Raw genomic sequence first — 15,686 nt, 5'->3', positions numbered from 1 at the left:
ATGGAAAGAATCATCTCCAAAACAAACCCGCAATCCTCTGAATTTATAGCAAACCGTACCGCATATTTAGAAACCATTGTACCAATTCGTAAAATCATCGATAACGTGAAGTTAGGTGGCGGGAAAAAGGCCCTTGAGAAACATAAATCAAGAGGGAAACTCACAGCCAGAGAACGAATTGCAGAACTCATTGATGCGGGAACTGAGTTTATGGAGATCTGTGGTTTAGCAGGAGAAGGGGTTTATTCGGATCCCGTTCCTTCTGCAGGAATCATCACTGGCATTGGTAAAGTGGAAGGTGTGGACTGTATGATTGTTGCCAATGATGCGACAGTCAAGGGCGGAACTTATTATCCTCTCACAGTCAAAAAACATATTCGTGCACAGGAGATTGCAGAAAACAATTCTCTTCCTTGTATCTATTTGGTTGATTCTGGTGGGGCATTTTTACCCATGCAAGATGAAGTGTTTCCAGACAAAGACCATTTCGGTCGTATTTTTTTCAACCAAGCAAGGATGAGTGCTAAAGGAATTTCTCAAATAGCGGTTGTTATGGGGTCTTGTACTGCTGGTGGTGCTTATATTCCCGCTATGTCTGATGAATCTGTCATTGTTAAAGGAAACGGTACAATTTTTCTTGGTGGCCCACCTCTGGTGAAAGCAGCTACAGGCGAAGTTGTCACAGGGGAAGAGTTAGGTGGGGCTGATGTCCATTGCCGAATTTCCGGTGTGACAGACCATTATGCAGAAGATGATTTTCATGCCTTGGAGATTACTCGTTCTATCATTAAAAATATTAACTCAAAGAAAGAATCACAACCCAAAGAAACAGAAGAACCTCTGTATCCCATAGAAGAAATTTACGGGATCATCGAAAGAGATTCAAAAAAGTCTTACGATCCAAGAGAGATTATCGCAAGGATTGTGGATGGATCTAGATTTCATGAATTTAAAAAACTATATGCCACTACCATTGTGACCGGGTTTGCCGAAGTGTATGGATATCCTGTTGGGATCATTGCCAATCATGGCGTTTTATTTTCTGAGTCAGCGCTGAAGGCTTCGCATTTTATTGAACTTTGTGACCAAAGAAGAATTCCACTTTTATTCCTCCAAAACATCACAGGATTTATGGTAGGAAAAAAATACGAAAACAATGGAATTGCTAGGGACGGTGCCAAGATGGTGAATGCCGTCTCTACTACCACAGTGCCTAAACTAACGATTGTTACTGGTGGTTCTTATGGTGCGGGAAATTACGGAATGTGTGGTCGTGCCTTTGCCCCTGAATTTTTATGGATGTGGCCCAATGCTCGAATTTCCGTCATGGGAGGAGAACAAGCTGCCAATGTTCTTTGGACTGTGAAAAAAGACCAAAAAGAAGCGGCAAAAGAAACAGTGTCCGCAGACGAAGAGGCCATATTTAAAAAACCAATTTTAGAAGATTATGAAAACAAATCTTCGGCAGTGTATAGTTCTGCTCGCCTTTGGGATGATGGAATCATTGATCCAGCCGATACAAGGAAAGTTTTAGGAAGGGCATTGTCCATCTTAAGCCAAAGAAAGGAAGAAAGAAAACCATTTGGTGTCTTTCGAATGTAATTTTTGACTTTTCATTCTCCTTCGAAATGCAAACTCATTACAAATGATCATCCACGAGAAGTCATCCAATCAAGTTGCTATCATCATCATTGAAGGTGAGGTTGATTTGTACAATGCAAAAGAATTGAAAGACATTCTGGATGATAAAATGCGGAAACACCAATATGAGATCGTTGTGAATCTGGAAAAAGTTCCGTTTATGGATAGCTCTGGAATCGGGACACTCGTCACTGCTATGTACAAACTAAAAAAATACCACGGAAATTTAAAGGTTTGTAGCGTTCACGGATCGGTAGCTAAAGTATTTAAACTCACAGGAATGGAAAGTCATTTAGAAGTGTTTGATACGGAAGAAAAAGCCGTAATTTCTTTAGTGAATGAAAGGGAATCTATCAACTAATCAGAGTTTTATAACGAAATAGAAATTTTAAAAACAAACAAGTATCTTATTCTAAGGTAAATGTAATCCCAACTTCACTTTTTCCATCACATCTTTTCCTTCTAAACTTTCTAATAAATACAAAGCAAATTCAAAAGCAGAACCCGGGCCGATGCTCGTATGGATATTGTTATGTGATTCGATTCTTTTTCCTGTATACATTCCCCCTTTCCCTTTTGCTAAATCATCGGAAGAAGGAAAGGAAGTATATGGATCATCACCGGAGATGATGTCTAAATTTCTGAGCACACTGGGAGCCGCACAAATGGCGCCAATCATTTTTGATTGTTGGTGGAATGATTTTAGAATCGAACTAATTTCTGGATCTTTCATGAGTTGTTTGGTTCCTTCCAGGCCGCCAGGAAGAAGGATGGCATCGAATTCACTGGGAATGATTTCTGAAAAAGTTTTATCCGCCAAGTGGAGAGTTTTTCTTGCCGCAAGGATGGGATCTTTGGATTTTCCGCCGGATACCACTTCGACATTTCCTCTTCTCAAAACATCAATGAGGATGATGGCTTCCATTTCTTCAAAGCCAGGACAGAGAGGGATAAAAACTCGTTTTGCCATAAAAAGACTAGAGTATCTTGGTACAAAATGTTCAAGTTTTTTTGTAAAAAAACGATCCCAAGAAATGAGAACTTTCCTGGAACTTTTGGGGTCTTATATGATAGGAGAGAGTGTTAATTGTCTATGACTTTAAAAAAATCGAATCCTTTACGTTACTTAGCAGTTGCTTTTAGTTTTTTACTGTTGGGAACATTTTTGTCTCCCATTCTTACTTGCGGAAATTCTACCGAAAATCCTCTGCAATTAAAAGCAGACGGTGGAGAAAAATTATCCCCAGCCCAAACACAAGCAGTGGCTTTGGAAGATGCCTTCCAAGAAGTTTTTGATAAAGTTTCTCCCAGTGTGGTTTCGATTGCCACAGAAAGGACAGTCAATGTCCAACAACACCCGTTTTCGGGAGACCCGTATTTTGATCATTTTTTTGGACGGCCAGGTGGTGGATCTGGCCGTGTGATGAAACAAAAACAATCAGGTCTAGGATCAGGGATTGTTCTGAACGAAGAAGGTTATATTATGACCAACCACCATGTGATCAAAGACATGGACAAACTCACAGTGAAGTTTAAAAATCAAAAAACCTTTGATGCCAAACTCATTGGTTCAGATGAAACCATGGACATCGCCTTACTGAAGATAGATGCACCAAAAGGTACACTTCGTCCGATTGTTCTTGCCGATTCCAATAAAGTCAAAGTTGGAAACTGGGCCATTGCCATTGGAGCCCCACTCGGATTTGAACATTCCTTTACTGTAGGAGTTGTTTCTGCGGTACAACGCGGTGGAATTGATTCTTCCGGACTCTCTTATATCCAAACCGATGCTGCCATCAACCAAGGAAATAGTGGTGGTCCACTTCTCAACATCCGAGGCGAAGTGATTGGAATCAATCGTATGATTGCTTCTCAATCAGGTGGCTCTGTGGGGATTGGATTTACCATACCAATCAACGAAGCGCGGAGAGTGGCAGAAGAAATCAAAACCAATGGGAAAGTCACTCGTCCGTGGATTGGAGTAGGCCTTGATGCCGTCAATGAAGAGGATGTGGAACAACTCAAACTCAAAGACACAAAAGGTGCGATTGTCCGCCAAATCATCAAGGGATCTCCTGCAGACAAAGCGGGATTAAAACTTTTTGATGTGATTGTGGAAATGGGAGGAAAAGAAATCCAAACCCCAGAAGAACTCATTGGTTTTGTGAGGTCTTCTAAAATTGGAAAACGAATTGAGATAAAAATCATTCGAAATAAAAATGAAATCTTGACTTCCATCACTCCAGAGCAGAAACCCAATTGAGGTGAGTTTAAGAGAAGATTGGATCCAACCGGGCGAAGATGAACCGAGCCTTCGCCCTACTAAATTGTCCGAATTTATAGGTCAAAAAGAGGTTCTAGCCAATCTCTCGGTTTATGTGGAAGCGGCTCGGAAACGAAAGAGTCCCCTTGACCATGTTCTGATTTCCGGTCCTCCAGGCCTTGGTAAAACCACCTTGGCCAATATCATTGCCAATGAACTTGCCGTGGCATTCACTCCCACTTCCGCTCCTGCTATCTCTAAGGGTGCGGATCTTGTTCGTTTTTTAACCTTACTCAAAACCAACGAAGTCCTCTTTATCGACGAAATTCACGGTTTTATTAAAAAACAGGAAGAGTTACTCTATCCTGCCATGGAGAACTTCTTTGTGGACCTTGTGGTGGGCGAAGGAGTCACTGCCAATGCCCTCCAGATCCAACTCCAACCCTTTACCCTCGTTGGTGCCACGACACGTTCTGGGCTTGTGAGTGAACCATTGAAAACAAGGTTTGGAATCCACCTCAAACTGGATTTTTATACCGATGGGGAAATGCAAATCATCGTGGATCGTTCGGCAAAACTGCTGGGTGTTTCTCTGGGCGATGGGGTGGCTTTGGAGATTGGAAAACGAAGCCGCAAAACTCCCAGGATTGCCAATCATCTTTTGAAACGTGTTCGGGACTTTGCCGAAGTTCGCAATGAAACCTCTGTGAGTTTAGAAACTTGTAAGTTTGCGTTTGAAAGGATGGGTGTGGATCATTTGGGCCTCGACGCCGTCGATCGCCAAATTTTGGACATCCTCATCCATCGTTATGGTGGTGGGCCTGTGGGAATCAAACCCATCGCTGTGGTTCTCGGGGAAGAAGAACGCACTTTAGAAGATACCTACGAACCATTTCTTGTCCGAGTAGGTCTCATTGACCGGACACCACAAGGGCGTGTGGCCACGAAAAAGGCTTACGAACATTTGGGAATTGTGTATACTGGAAATATCGGGGAAAATCGCGAAAATGGCCCAACTCTCTTTTGATTTCCGGTTACCTGAAAAGGAAGAAGGGGAACGAAGGCTTTTCTTTGCCTTCACCTTTGTTATCCTTATCGCTTCCTTTGTGCTCGCTCATCTCATCACACGAAATATGCTTTGGAAAATGTTGGCGGAAGAACAAGCCGCAGAAATGTTAGGACCCAAAGAACAGGAAAAAATTTACGAAGTTCTTGTAGAACAACAGTTCATCAACCCAGACAAAAAAGATGAATACAAAGCTCTCTCTAACAAGGATTCGTCGGGTGGCGGTGGTCTCACTGAAAAACAAGGATTTCATACTCTCACACAATTTCGTGAATTCATTATGGGAAGTTCTGCTTCCACTCCAAGTAAAGCCCAACCCAAATCAGAACAATCCAAAGAAGAAGAACTTTTTGAAGTAGGGATTTTTAAAGCCGATCCTAAAACTAATTCCAATGCCGAAGAAAGTCCGAACCAGTCAGCAAGTTCCGGACAAATGACAAAAATTCCTTTTAACTATAGGTTCCAACAAGACTTTTTGTTCCGATGGGACGGAGCCAAAGCCCTGACAATTCCCACCAAACAATTAGCAGGTTATTATTATTTCAAAAACATGTTAAAACGAATTGAGGAATCTTTTGCCCCGCCAGGTGGTGGAAACTATGCTTACCGCGATATGGCAGGTGTAGTGGCAAGAGAGGGAATCAAAGAAGGGGAAACCAAAGTTTTATTTATGTTAAGCGAACAAGGTCAAGTTTTGGATGTCCGTTTGGTGACCTCACAAGGCCAAGTGGTGGTAGACCAAGCTTGTATGGATTCGATCCGAGGACAAAATTTTGGTCCCGTTCCAGAAGAAGTCAAAGCCAAAGGACTTATCTTTGGAATCAACTTCATCTTTCCTGGAATGAGATATTATCGTTAGCGTTTACTTTATTCTGTCACAAGAGTACAACCGTATTCTTTAGAATGGAATTTGGCTGTATTGGTTCGTCCTAGTCCCTTCACAGTCACAGACATATTTTCTTTGTCTAATTTGAATTCGCTAATAGGAACCCACTGGCGAGCAAAGTCATGGCACTGTTCTTCGGAAAGTTGCATCACAAAGTAACAACTACAATATTCTTTGGAATAAAAACTAGAGATAATGGATGGGAAACTAGATAGATGTTTCCAGTTCCACTGCGACCAAAACAAAATAAATAAAAACAACAATGATAGGATCACAGAAATTTTTCTTTTCATAAGATTACCGAATTACCGACTCTTTCACAAATTTTAAAAAATCATTTTTGATAAACGCTTTTTCGCGATCATCACCAAACCGAACAATGATTAAATCAAGGCTTGGAATTACATACAACATCTGTCCCCAGTGTCCAAGGCCTGCAAAGGTATCTTTTGGGGCATCGGGCCAAGGTTCGTGAACTCCTCTTTCGGGGACACCTGTATTGGCATACCAGTGGGCTGTATAATTGTCTTGGTCTAAATCCTCGGAATATGGTGTGGTTTTATATCCAGGGGCAGGAGTTCTTGTAAACTGCACCCAACCTTCAGGTAACAAACGTTCGCCGTTCCAAACACCATCGTTTAAATATAAATAACCAATTTTAGCTAAGTCTTTGGCAGTCATATAAAGATAAGAGGAACCAACATAAGTTCCCGATCCATCTCGTTCAAAAGTTACGTTTGTAATCCCAAGAGGTTTGAATATTTTTTCAAAGGGAAGTTTGTCGTATTCTTCGGCACCATATACTTTTTTGAGAATGGCAGAGAGGATATTGGTATCACAACTGGAATAGTAAACTTGGGTTCCTGGTTCTGCACGGAGAGGAAGGCCTGCACAGAAGGCTCCCATGTCTTTACGGCCTCTAGTATACAACATGGCGATCACAGATGATTTTAAGGGGCCACTTTCATATCCTTCTTCGGCAGCAAGACCAGATGACATATTGAGTAGGTGCCTAATCGTAATTTTTTTATGTGCTTCATCGCGACTCAATGGTTCGTAATGGTAATAACCGGGATCGTCTAACTTAACAAGACCCTCTTTGACAGCAATTCCATACATGGTTTGTAAAATACTTTTAGAAACTGACCAAGTTAAATGAATTTTATCTTCGGAAAAGTTTCTCGCATATTTTTCATAAATGAGTTTTCCATTTCTTAAAATCACCAATGCATCGGTTCGCCTTCCTTTGCGATCGGTTTCATCCCCGGTTCTTGTGAAAGCATATTCTTCCACTAATCCAAGTTTGCTGGAAGATACTCCTACGGATTCAGGTGAGACAACTTTCCAGTTGGGGTTTGGCCACTCTGGTTTCAATCGGGGTTTTAATGTGGTTATTTCTGGTTCACCGCCAAAAGGGGAGAGGTCTTTGCCACAATGTACAAAGGTTAATAACAGTAAAAAGATAAAACTTCGTTTCATAGAATTCCTGATTCAGATTCGTTTCAGAATTCTATGCGAGTCTTTATCGTTTGAAAAGGAAAAAAGAAAATGGTTACGCTTTTTCTGCGTATCCTTTTAGTTTTTGTACCATAGAAAAAAGTCCGTTCCTTCGTGAGATAGAAAGAAACTTTGCAAGACCTACTTCTTCAATAAAACCTAGTGAGGCATCCGCTATATCTTTGGGAGATTGTCCTGAAAACACGCGTATTAAAATGGCGATTAGACCTTTTGTGAGAGCTGTGTCACTATCCGCATCGAACTCCAATCTTCCGGCTTCCAATTTTGGTGCTACCCAAACTCGAGATTGGCAACCAGGGACTATATATTCTTCTGTTCGTTTTTCATCGGGATAGGGGGGAAGTTCTTCACCCAACTCGATTAGGTATTGGAATTTTTCTTCCCAGTCGGTTAGATCAGAAAACTCCGCTATGATTTCTTTTTGAATTTCTTCAATCGACTTACTCATGTTTGGCGCCCTGTGCTGGAATTTCTACAAACTTATCTTTTTTTCTCATATAGAATTGATTGAAGTTTTTTGTAGTTAAATTTTTTATTTCCACTCGATTGACAGTGGAAACTGTGAGTTCATACAATTCTCCATTGGATTTAAAAAAATAATCCATCCGGAGTTTTTCTTCTAATATATATTCTACATCTTTCCAAATTAGTTTTTTGGATTCAAATTCTACATACAAACATTCTGGTGGTTTGACGAGCACATAACAGAATTCACCTGCTTTGGGAACTCCTTTATAAAACAATCCGCAGTTGGAAAAGAAAATAGATGAAAGACCAAAAAATAAAATAGCGACCGTTAGCTGCATTGTTTGAGATTTAGAAAAAAAATTGGAAAATGTAAAAAGGGAAACTTTCATTCTATTTTATCCGGTGTTAAATCCAATTTGGTTTTGGTTCCTGGTTTTTCCGAAACCATTTTAGCCACAAGAAGTGGGATCTCTGGATTTTTTTTGCCTGAAGAAAGATAAAACTCTTCTAATAGATCGATACCTTTTTGAGAAAGGTTTTGTAAGTGAAAGATTGTAGCTTCGGTGATGATGGAAGTTTCTGTGATTCTGTCCGGGTTATTGGACTTGGCTTGCCTCAGTAGAGACAATGCACCTACATAATCTTTTTTATAAAACTTTCCAAGTCCTCGTAAAAAATTTTCTTCTCTTGGAGTGAATTGGATTCCCGCTTTGTAAGTTGGGTCTTTCGTTATGGTAATAAGTTTATCAAGGCCTGTGGCATCACCAGCTAACATAGTATTGAAGGTGAGTAACCAAATATAAACAGTTTGGAACTCGGGAGAAAGTTTAGAACGATCCAAATTTCCGTATTCGTTAATCAAAACTTGCGGCCGTTTGACTTGGCGGTGTGTTTCCCCTAAAAACAACAATACTTTGTTATTTTCCCAATCGGAAAATGGGGAAGAGGAAAAAGACTCGGCGGTCCTTGCATTCCAAAAGATCGAATCCAAAGTGGAATCTGCAAGAACAGAAGATCCAATGAAGTCTTTAAACTCGGATCCTAAGTGCAAAATTAAACTATCGTGGTCAAAATAAATTCCGATTCGGTATAGGTTCCAATACAAACTCCTTGCGATCAAATGAAAGGCAACAGGATCGGTTGGATCTTTTTCTGAATAGGTAGTGGCAATGGATTGGAAATCTTCTATATCTTTTTCTTTGAGATTTCCTGATTTCCAGAGTTCGATTGTTTTTTCTTTGGTTTTTTCTGCTCTGACACTTTGGTCTTTTGCAAAAAGAAAATAAATTTCTTTTCTATAGGTAAACCCTAACATGGACAGACCAAGCGCTAAAACCAATAGAAATAGCGGTGTCTTTGATTTCTTTTTTCTGTGCGGTTCGTACCGGGAGTAAATCGCCATCGTTGGTTCCCATTTTTTTTTGCCCTCCCCACTTGACACGGCTTTTTCTTTGTGATTTAGTGGGAAGGGTATGGAAGATGACTTTTTAGATGATGACGAATTCGATGCAGATAGCCTCAACGAAGACGTCGTAACATATGCTTGTGAGGATTGTGACCACCGTTGGGAAGCCGAAGGGGAGGACGAATACCTCGATTCATGGGAATTGATCTGCCCTATGTGCGGATCTTCGAATATCACCGAACTGTAATTTGTCTTATTTTCAGTATATTTTTGGTTTTTTAATTCTGCCTTCGTTCCTTTGGGGAGAAACCTCAGGTTTTTCAACCCTCTATGCCGAATTTAAAAAAGGAAATTACGCTACTGTTTCCAAAGGGTCCCTACAATACTTAAACGGACCTGAGAATGAGAAGGATCCTCGGATTTTTTTCCTTTATGTTTCTACAGAAGAAAATTGGGCACAACTTAAGGCTAAGGTGGTTCGTGATGTTCCACCTAACTTTCGATCATCGGTTCACTATTGGAACGCAATCTATTTGTTTATGGAACGCGCTCTTGTGTTTGGTGAGTCAGATTTACTCATTGAATGGGGAAAAGATTTCCAAAAATTTGGAAAAACAAGCCCCAAGTACAATGATGCGCTTCTTTTATACGGACTTGGTCTTATGAATCTAAAAAATGAATCAGAAGCAAAAAAAGTATTTTCTGAAATTGAATCAAACTCTCCCTCCAAACACGTGTTATCACAGCTAGAAGAGATTAAATCCTCAGGTAAATAAATGAAAGGATTACGTATAACACAAGGAAAGTGGAAAGGAAAAGAAATTCCAACCCCACCCGATGTTTCTGGACATTTAAATTTTACCAATAGCCTCGTCAAAAAAGCTATTTTTTCCCTTATGGATTCTCGCCTGCTTTCTTGGGGTCTTAGTTTTGATTCTGTTTTGTTTTGTGATTATTTTGCTGGCAGTGGACAAATTTCTGCGGAAGCTTATAGCCTTTCAGTAAAAAGACTACTCACCTATGAATTAGACCAAACTCGTTTCCGCCAACTTCATTCTCTTTTTCGTGGCCTCACCAATGTACAATTATTTAGGAAAGATGCAACCAAACACGCATTAAAGTGGGAATTGGGAGAAGAATCAGCTTATATCTTTTATTTGGATCCACCTTACACGTATTGGTCGGAAACTCCTACTCGAATGAAAGAAATGTTAGAAAGTTTATATGCTTTTTGTTTATCTTTACAAAAACCATTCCTAATTTTATGCCAAATCCCAGAACACCAACCAATCGATAAAATTTGGTCAGAAGTTCCTCATAAAGTAAGAGAGTATGGTAGTCATTTTATCATAGAAACTGGTTTCGAAAATGTCGAGACTTCCCAATCATAAAAAAACAAAGTTTAATTTGCCTTTCACTGGTAAGTTTTTCCCCCAATTTATATTTATCATTGGAATCTTTTTTTGTAATTATTCCCTGGGTGCTTTACCAACTTACCAAGAAGTAAAATCACAATACCATCCTTCCGACATACAAGTGTTTGATAGGAGTGGGGAACTCATCCAAAGATACCGAATCCGAAAGGATTACCGGTCAGAAGAATGGACCGATTATGAAAAACTTCCTAAGTTCTTAATCGATTCTGTGATTCATGCAGAAGACAAACGTTTCTTTGAACATACAGGTATCGATTCCAATGCACTTGTTTCTTCTTTCTTAGGGAATTTAAAAGGACAAACGTTACGAGGTGGATCGACGATTACCATGCAACTTGTTTCCCTTTTGGATCCAGAACTAAAATCCTCTGCATCCAAACGAAAAACAATCTTTCAAAAATTAAAACAAATCCAAAGGGCAGTGGAGTTAGAGGAAACTTGGTCTAAAGAAGAAATTTTTGAAGCTTATATCAATTTGATTTATTTCAGAGGAGAGTTAAAAGGAATTACCTCTGCAAGTAAAGGGCTCTTTCGGAAATCTCCTGATGCTCTTACACCTAACGAAGCTTATTTACTCGCGGCCCTCATTCGTTCACCTCAAAGTTCTATTGAAAAAGTCATCAAACGAGTTTGTTTACTTAAAAAAGAAAAAGATGGTGCCAGTGACTGTGAATCTATCTCCCAATTTGTTAGGGAAAGTTTATTTCGAAATTTAGATTATCCCCAATACCCATCCTTTGTTCCGCTTTATACAAAAACCATTTTGGATGTTTCCTTTGCGGAAAAAAATAAAGAGCAGGTTCATTACAATTCACAAGTGAACTCATCATTGTCTTTAACCTTCCAAAGAAAAGTGGAAGAGCTCCTAAAACGAAATGTAAAAACACTGACCGACAAAAATGTAAAAGATGGGGCTGTGATTGTGATCGAGAATCGCACAGGCCAAGTATTGGTTTATGTTCCTAATATTGGGGAAGAAAGTTCAGTCTCCAAACTGGATCTCATTCGCAGTAAAAGACAAGTGGGTTCCACTTTAAAACCATTTGTCTATGCACAAAACTTCGAAGAAAATAAACTTAATCCCGATTCGATTCTTTCCGATTCTCCTGTGGGAATTCCTGTTTACCAAGGAATCTATCGGCCGTTAAACTATGATAAATCCTATAAGGGAAATGTTACGGTTCGCGAAAGCCTTGGTTCGTCCTTAAATATTCCGGCCATCCGTTCATTGTCTTTTCTCGATATTAACGAGTTCATTTTGGTATTAGAAAGACTCGGAATCACTGGTCTCCGTTATTCAGAGTTTTACGGCCCATCTTTGGCTCTCGGAACAGCAGACATCACACTTCTAGAATTGACAAATGCTTACCGAACCTTAGCCAACGGTGGAATGTATTCCGAATTAATATTTGATCTTTCCAGTGAATTGATTAATCCAAGAAGGGTATTTTCGCCTAAAACTAGTTATCTGGTATCAGAAATCCTTTCTGATCGGGAAGCTAGGTCACTCGGATTCGGTTGGGATAATTTTTTATCCACTGCTTATTATACTTCTGTCAAAACCGGAACCAGTCAAGATATGAGAGACAATTGGTGTATCGGTTATTCGGAAATTTATACCGTAGGAGTTTGGGTAGGAAATCCCACAGGAGCGCCGATGTTAGATGTTTCGGGAATTACAGGTGCCGCTCCTGTTTGGCGAGAGACTATGGATTTACTTCATGAATCACTAGGTTCTAAACTAAATCCACCTCAAGAGATAAGTTCAGATGATTCAAATTCCAGTTTTACATCGTCTAAGGAGAGTAGGATAGAGAGGACAAAGACAACAAGGATCCTTACGCCAGTGAATGGAAGTATCTTTGCATTGGATCCAGATATTCCTTTAGGTCGCCAAAAAATCCTCTTTACATTCAGTTCTTACGATGTTTCGTATTCTTATTATTTAAACGATGAAAAGATTGGCTCTGCCGGAGGGCCTTACCTCTGGGAACCAAAGAAGGGAGAATATCGTTTGCAAGTAAAAGATAGAGATGATAAAGTTTTATCTCTTTCTTTATTTGAAGTTCGGTAACAACAAATGCCAAAACCAATCAAATACAAACATAAATTTACACAACAGGTAGTCTGGGGTGAGATGGATGCGTTCGGTCACGTAAACAATGTTACGTATGTTAGATACTTTGAATCTGCTAGGGCCGATTATTTTACTAAAGAAGGATTGTGGGACTCACCATTAAAACCAGTGAAAGCTGGGCCTGTGTTAACACATCTCGATATGGATTATCGCAAACAAGTTGTTTTTCCTGCTACGTTAGAGATTACCTTGGAAGTCGAATCCATATCTTCTAGAGCATTCACTGTGATTTGCTCCATGTGGAATGAAAACGAAGAATGTGTATTAACAGGAAATGCTGCCTTTGTTTGGTTTGATTTTGAATTACAAAAACCTTCGGCCCTTCCTGAACTTTTTAAAACTAAATTTGGATCAAATCATCTGGTATGACAAAATCATCCTTCCAAGAACGATTTAAACTTGATGATGAGGTGATGAAGATTTCAAGAATCTGCCTTATTGTTTTTTTTAGTTTTATCGGTTTTGGAGTGTTTGCTCCTACTGTAGAGTTGGGATTGTATGATCCTAAATGGATTCGCATCCTACATGCCTCTGTCACCTTCGGATTTTTTATAGCTACATATTTTTCAGATTGGGTTCGGAATCAAATCCAATCCATCATGCTTTTTTTCTTTTATACGATGAGTGCACATTCTCTCATTTTACTTTATTGGAATTCACTTTACATCGGTTATCTGGTAGGGATGATTTTGGTTCTTTCTTGTATTGGAGTGAGTTTTGTTGATCGTCGTTCCCTTGTTTCGTATTTAGGAACGATCACTTCTGCGGGAATACTTATTGGCATTTATACAAGAGAACCTCAGGTAGATTTACCACTATATCTTTCTGCAATCATTACTCCGGCGCTCGTTTCTTATTTAACACTTAATATACGATTAAGTTCTGTTGAAAAACTTAGGATCTCTGAATCCCAACTCAAAGGGTTTCAGGATCGAATGTTAAATGAACTTGAATTGGCAAACGAAACCCAATCCAATTTGGTTACGACCGACTGGCCAAAAACAAAAGGTCTTCGCCTACATTCTTTTTTTAGGTCTTTTGGGCAAGTGGGTGGTGATGCCATTAGTTATTTGGAAAGGGAAGATGGAAAGTTGGCGCTTTTTTTTGCGGATGTATCTGGTCATGGAATTGCCTCGGCTATGGTTTCTGCAATGGCAGTCCTTGCATTTAAAATTCATGGAAACCAAAACGAACCTTCTCTTTGTTTAAAATCAATCCATACCGACTTGCAAACGTTAGTGCCAGGTAATCATATTAGCGCTTGTGTACTCTTTGTAGATACGGACACAAAAGAAATTCGATATTCCATCGCAGGCCACCCCCCTCTCATCCGAATGGAAAAGAATTCAGATCCAAAGTTTATGGAAGGGATGGGCACTCTGATTGTTTCTTATTTAAAACCTAATTTAAAAGATTTTACGATCACACCAAATTCTGGAGACCGAATTTTACTCTATTCTGATGGGATTTTGGAAGTTTTTAATGAAGCGGGAGAGATTTATGGAGACGAACATTTACTCTCCTCTATAAAAAATCATTCTGACAAAAAAGGTGAAGATTTTTTAAATGCTCTATATGAGGACTCCATGTCATTTTCGGCAAAACGAATTTCCGACGATATGAGTATGTTATTACTAGAAATTTTATGAATTTGCTGTTAACTCCATTTCTTTGGTTCAAAAGAGAGTTCATTCCTTTTAGAACATTAGATCGTTATTTATTTTTAGATTTTTTCAAAACCTTTATTGGTACTCTCATCATGTTAACATCGATGATTGTGATTTATAAGTTCACCGATGTGATGAAGTATTTGGTTTCTTCTAAAGTTAACCAAACACATGTGTATTTACATGTTTTGTATTCTTTGCCATCGATGGTGGATCAAGTTGTCGCACCAGCACTGATGTTTTCCGTTTGTTTTGTGATCGGCCAATTTAGTGTAAACAAAGAACTAGTGGCGATGATGGTGGCTGGAGTTTCTTTTATTCGGATCATCACACCCATTTTGTTTTTTGGAATTTCGATGTGGCTTATTATGACTTTGTTTGGCCAAACAATTGTGATCCCGGCAAACAAAAAAGCCCAAATCGAATATAGTATCATGGCAAAGGGTTCCAATCGATTGATCGATTTTGTTTACCAATTGCATATCAAAGGGAAAAAAGGATTTTATTACGTCTATTGGATCGATGAAAAAGAAAACACTGTGAAAGGTGGATTCAATTATATCGAAATCACGCCAGATGGTCATCCAACGTACACTGTGTCCTCTCAAAAGGCAAAGTTCATTCCATCCCCTCATAGTTGGGTTTTGTATGATGCAGAAGAAGTTAGATTTAATGAAAACTTAGAATTAGTTTCTCGAACCAAATATGCAGAAAAAACTTATGACTTCCCTGAGGATTTAGCTTACTTTTCTAAACCAATTCGTAATCCTGAAGAGATGAATTTTTTTGAATTGGCCGATGAAATAGAATCGAGGATCACCAAAGGAATTCCTTTCCGAAATGTGATCATCCAACAACATATGGCGTTTGCAATGCCTCTTATGTCTTTTGTTGTAGTGGCTCTTGGTGCACTTGCCGGTGCGATCACCAAACGTTCTGCAGGTGTGGCAAGTCTTGGTTTAACTATCGCAGTTGTATTGTTATATTATATTTTGAATTCGACTGCCAAAACTTTAGCGGAAAATGGTGCTTTGCCGATTTGGATCGGTATGTGGATGACACCAGTGATTTTTACTACCGCTGCCTATTATCTGTATAGAAAAATGAATATTTAATTTGTTCGTATGTTGTGGGTCTGATATAATTGGGTATTCAGTTGCGATGTTTCATATTTTTGAGTATACAAAACCCAAACAAGA

At 39.3% G+C, this 15,686-nt stretch carries 18 protein-coding genes; 12 read left to right on the top strand and 6 right to left on the bottom strand.

The genetic code is table 11. The annotated features are described in order from the left end of the window. Both EHR07_RS09045 and EHR07_RS09040 read left to right on the top strand, forming a co-directional pair. Positions 1 to 1,602: a carboxyl transferase domain-containing protein gene (locus EHR07_RS09045; protein WP_135744794.1), complete on the top strand. Its 1,602-nt coding sequence runs from the start codon at positions 1 to 3 to the stop codon at positions 1,600 to 1,602. Positions 1,603 to 1,645: 43 nt separating this feature from the next. Beyond that, entirely contained in the window at positions 1,646 to 2,002 is a 357-nt protein-coding gene (locus EHR07_RS09040; protein WP_135744793.1) for an STAS domain-containing protein, read from the top strand. A gap of 51 nt (positions 2,003 to 2,053) precedes the next feature. Here the strand turns inward: EHR07_RS09040 and EHR07_RS09035 are convergent, their stop codons facing one another. Continuing rightward, positions 2,054 to 2,611, bottom strand: a complete 558-nt coding sequence (locus tag EHR07_RS09035; protein ID WP_135744792.1) for a DJ-1 family glyoxalase III — start codon at positions 2,609 to 2,611, stop codon at positions 2,054 to 2,056. A gap of 123 nt (positions 2,612 to 2,734) precedes the next feature. Here EHR07_RS09035 and EHR07_RS09030 point away from each other — a divergent pair, with 123 nt between their 5' ends. Genes EHR07_RS09030 through EHR07_RS09020 form a run of 3 tightly spaced genes read left to right on the top strand, consistent with a single transcriptional unit; the run spans position 2,735 to position 5,829 of the window. Then, positions 2,735 to 3,904 carry a trypsin-like peptidase domain-containing protein gene (locus EHR07_RS09030; RefSeq protein WP_208739739.1) on the top strand — a complete coding sequence of 390 codons (1,170 nt, stop codon included), beginning with the start codon at positions 2,735 to 2,737 and terminating at the stop codon, positions 3,902 to 3,904. A 1-nt stretch (position 3,905) separates the two neighbouring features. Continuing rightward, positions 3,906 to 4,931 (top strand): Holliday junction branch migration DNA helicase RuvB, encoded by a 1,026-nt coding sequence (gene ruvB / locus EHR07_RS09025; RefSeq protein ID WP_135744790.1) that lies wholly within the window; start codon positions 3,906 to 3,908, stop codon positions 4,929 to 4,931. Continuing rightward, positions 4,912 to 5,829, top strand: coding sequence for an energy transducer TonB (locus EHR07_RS09020; RefSeq protein ID WP_135744789.1), 918 nt, complete (start codon positions 4,912 to 4,914; stop codon positions 5,827 to 5,829). Before ruvB ends, EHR07_RS09020 begins: the two co-directional genes overlap by 20 nt. 8 nt (positions 5,830 to 5,837) lie before the next feature. Here EHR07_RS09020 and EHR07_RS09015 read toward each other — a convergent pair whose 3' ends face one another. The 5 genes from EHR07_RS09015 to EHR07_RS08995 form a co-directional block, all read right to left on the bottom strand. Further along, positions 5,838 to 6,149: a hypothetical protein gene (locus tag EHR07_RS09015; RefSeq protein ID WP_135744788.1), complete on the bottom strand. Its 312-nt coding sequence runs from the start codon at positions 6,147 to 6,149 to the stop codon at positions 5,838 to 5,840. Between the two features lie 4 nt (positions 6,150 to 6,153). Then, entirely contained in the window at positions 6,154 to 7,335 is a 1,182-nt protein-coding gene (locus EHR07_RS09010) for a serine hydrolase domain-containing protein (protein WP_135744787.1), read from the bottom strand. Between the two features lie 73 nt (positions 7,336 to 7,408). Further along, on the bottom strand, positions 7,409 to 7,822 hold the full coding sequence (locus tag EHR07_RS09005) for a SufE family protein (protein WP_135571820.1): 414 nt from the start codon (positions 7,820 to 7,822) through the stop codon (positions 7,409 to 7,411). Continuing rightward, positions 7,815 to 8,231 carry a hypothetical protein gene (locus EHR07_RS09000; RefSeq protein WP_135744786.1) on the bottom strand — a complete coding sequence of 139 codons (417 nt, stop codon included), beginning with the start codon at positions 8,229 to 8,231 and terminating at the stop codon, positions 7,815 to 7,817. Before EHR07_RS09000 ends, EHR07_RS09005 begins: the two co-directional genes overlap by 8 nt. Continuing rightward, on the bottom strand, positions 8,228 to 9,157 hold the full coding sequence (locus EHR07_RS08995) for a hypothetical protein (RefSeq protein WP_135744785.1): 930 nt from the start codon (positions 9,155 to 9,157) through the stop codon (positions 8,228 to 8,230). Before EHR07_RS08995 ends, EHR07_RS09000 begins: the two co-directional genes overlap by 4 nt. A gap of 157 nt (positions 9,158 to 9,314) precedes the next feature. Here EHR07_RS08995 and EHR07_RS08990 point away from each other — a divergent pair, with 157 nt between their 5' ends. From EHR07_RS08990 to EHR07_RS08960, 7 genes are read left to right on the top strand one after another with little or no spacing between them, the layout of a single operon-like run. After that, positions 9,315 to 9,494 carry a hypothetical protein gene (locus EHR07_RS08990; RefSeq protein WP_004787310.1) on the top strand — a complete coding sequence of 60 codons (180 nt, stop codon included), beginning with the start codon at positions 9,315 to 9,317 and terminating at the stop codon, positions 9,492 to 9,494. A gap of 1 nt (position 9,495) precedes the next feature. After that, complete coding sequence (locus EHR07_RS08985; protein WP_135744784.1) at positions 9,496 to 10,023, top strand: hypothetical protein; 528 nt, start codon at positions 9,496 to 9,498, stop codon at positions 10,021 to 10,023. Then, positions 10,024 to 10,638: an RsmD family RNA methyltransferase gene (locus EHR07_RS08980; RefSeq protein WP_135744783.1), complete on the top strand. Its 615-nt coding sequence runs from the start codon at positions 10,024 to 10,026 to the stop codon at positions 10,636 to 10,638. It begins immediately after the preceding gene. Beyond that, positions 10,616 to 12,757, top strand: a complete 2,142-nt coding sequence (pbpC, locus tag EHR07_RS08975) for a penicillin-binding protein 1C (protein WP_135744782.1) — start codon at positions 10,616 to 10,618, stop codon at positions 12,755 to 12,757. The genes EHR07_RS08980 and pbpC overlap by 23 nt, the downstream gene beginning before the upstream one ends. 6 nt (positions 12,758 to 12,763) lie before the next feature. Then, entirely contained in the window at positions 12,764 to 13,189 is a 426-nt protein-coding gene (locus EHR07_RS08970) for an acyl-CoA thioesterase (protein WP_135744781.1), read from the top strand. Then, a complete protein-coding gene (locus tag EHR07_RS08965) occupies positions 13,186 to 14,469 on the top strand; it encodes a PP2C family protein-serine/threonine phosphatase (RefSeq protein WP_135744780.1) in 1,284 nt (427 codons plus the stop codon). The genes EHR07_RS08970 and EHR07_RS08965 overlap by 4 nt, the downstream gene beginning before the upstream one ends. Next, positions 14,466 to 15,602 carry an LptF/LptG family permease gene (locus tag EHR07_RS08960; RefSeq protein ID WP_135744779.1) on the top strand — a complete coding sequence of 379 codons (1,137 nt, stop codon included), beginning with the start codon at positions 14,466 to 14,468 and terminating at the stop codon, positions 15,600 to 15,602. The genes EHR07_RS08965 and EHR07_RS08960 overlap by 4 nt, the downstream gene beginning before the upstream one ends. The last annotated feature ends 84 nt before the right edge of the window (positions 15,603 to 15,686 follow it).

Source organism: Leptospira bandrabouensis, assembly GCF_004770905.1.
In the GTDB taxonomy this organism is placed as follows: Bacteria; Spirochaetota; Leptospiria; order Leptospirales; family Leptospiraceae; genus Leptospira_A; species Leptospira_A bandrabouensis.
The sequence above is the reverse complement of the archived record's forward strand: the minus strand, read 5'-3'. Positions and strand labels throughout refer to the sequence as shown.

Bases quoted from the DNA above. Each gene is read 5' to 3' on its own strand.
- EHR07_RS09045 (WP_135744794.1), top strand. From the start codon at position 1: ATGGAAAGAATCATCTCCAAAACAAACCCGCAATCCTCTGAATTTATA.
- EHR07_RS09040 (WP_135744793.1), top strand. From the start codon at position 1,646: ATGATCATCCACGAGAAGTCATCCAATCAAGTTGCTATCATCATCATT.
- EHR07_RS09035 (WP_135744792.1), bottom strand. From the start codon at position 2,611: ATGGCAAAACGAGTTTTTATCCCTCTCTGTCCTGGCTTTGAAGAAATG.
- EHR07_RS09030 (WP_208739739.1), top strand. From the start codon at position 2,735: ATGACTTTAAAAAAATCGAATCCTTTACGTTACTTAGCAGTTGCTTTT.
- EHR07_RS09020 (WP_135744789.1), top strand. From the start codon at position 4,912: ATGGCCCAACTCTCTTTTGATTTCCGGTTACCTGAAAAGGAAGAAGGG.
- EHR07_RS09015 (WP_135744788.1), bottom strand. From the start codon at position 6,149: ATGAAAAGAAAAATTTCTGTGATCCTATCATTGTTGTTTTTATTTATT.
- EHR07_RS09010 (WP_135744787.1), bottom strand. From the start codon at position 7,335: ATGAAACGAAGTTTTATCTTTTTACTGTTATTAACCTTTGTACATTGT.
- EHR07_RS09005 (WP_135571820.1), bottom strand. From the start codon at position 7,822: ATGAGTAAGTCGATTGAAGAAATTCAAAAAGAAATCATAGCGGAGTTT.
- EHR07_RS09000 (WP_135744786.1), bottom strand. From the start codon at position 8,231: ATGAAAGTTTCCCTTTTTACATTTTCCAATTTTTTTTCTAAATCTCAA.
- EHR07_RS08995 (WP_135744785.1), bottom strand. From the start codon at position 9,157: ATGTTAGGGTTTACCTATAGAAAAGAAATTTATTTTCTTTTTGCAAAA.
- EHR07_RS08990 (WP_004787310.1), top strand. From the start codon at position 9,315: ATGGAAGATGACTTTTTAGATGATGACGAATTCGATGCAGATAGCCTC.
- EHR07_RS08980 (WP_135744783.1), top strand. From the start codon at position 10,024: ATGAAAGGATTACGTATAACACAAGGAAAGTGGAAAGGAAAAGAAATT.
- pbpC (WP_135744782.1), top strand. From the start codon at position 10,616: ATGTCGAGACTTCCCAATCATAAAAAAACAAAGTTTAATTTGCCTTTC.
- EHR07_RS08970 (WP_135744781.1), top strand. From the start codon at position 12,764: ATGCCAAAACCAATCAAATACAAACATAAATTTACACAACAGGTAGTC.
- EHR07_RS08965 (WP_135744780.1), top strand. From the start codon at position 13,186: ATGACAAAATCATCCTTCCAAGAACGATTTAAACTTGATGATGAGGTG.
- EHR07_RS08960 (WP_135744779.1), top strand. From the start codon at position 14,466: ATGAATTTGCTGTTAACTCCATTTCTTTGGTTCAAAAGAGAGTTCATT.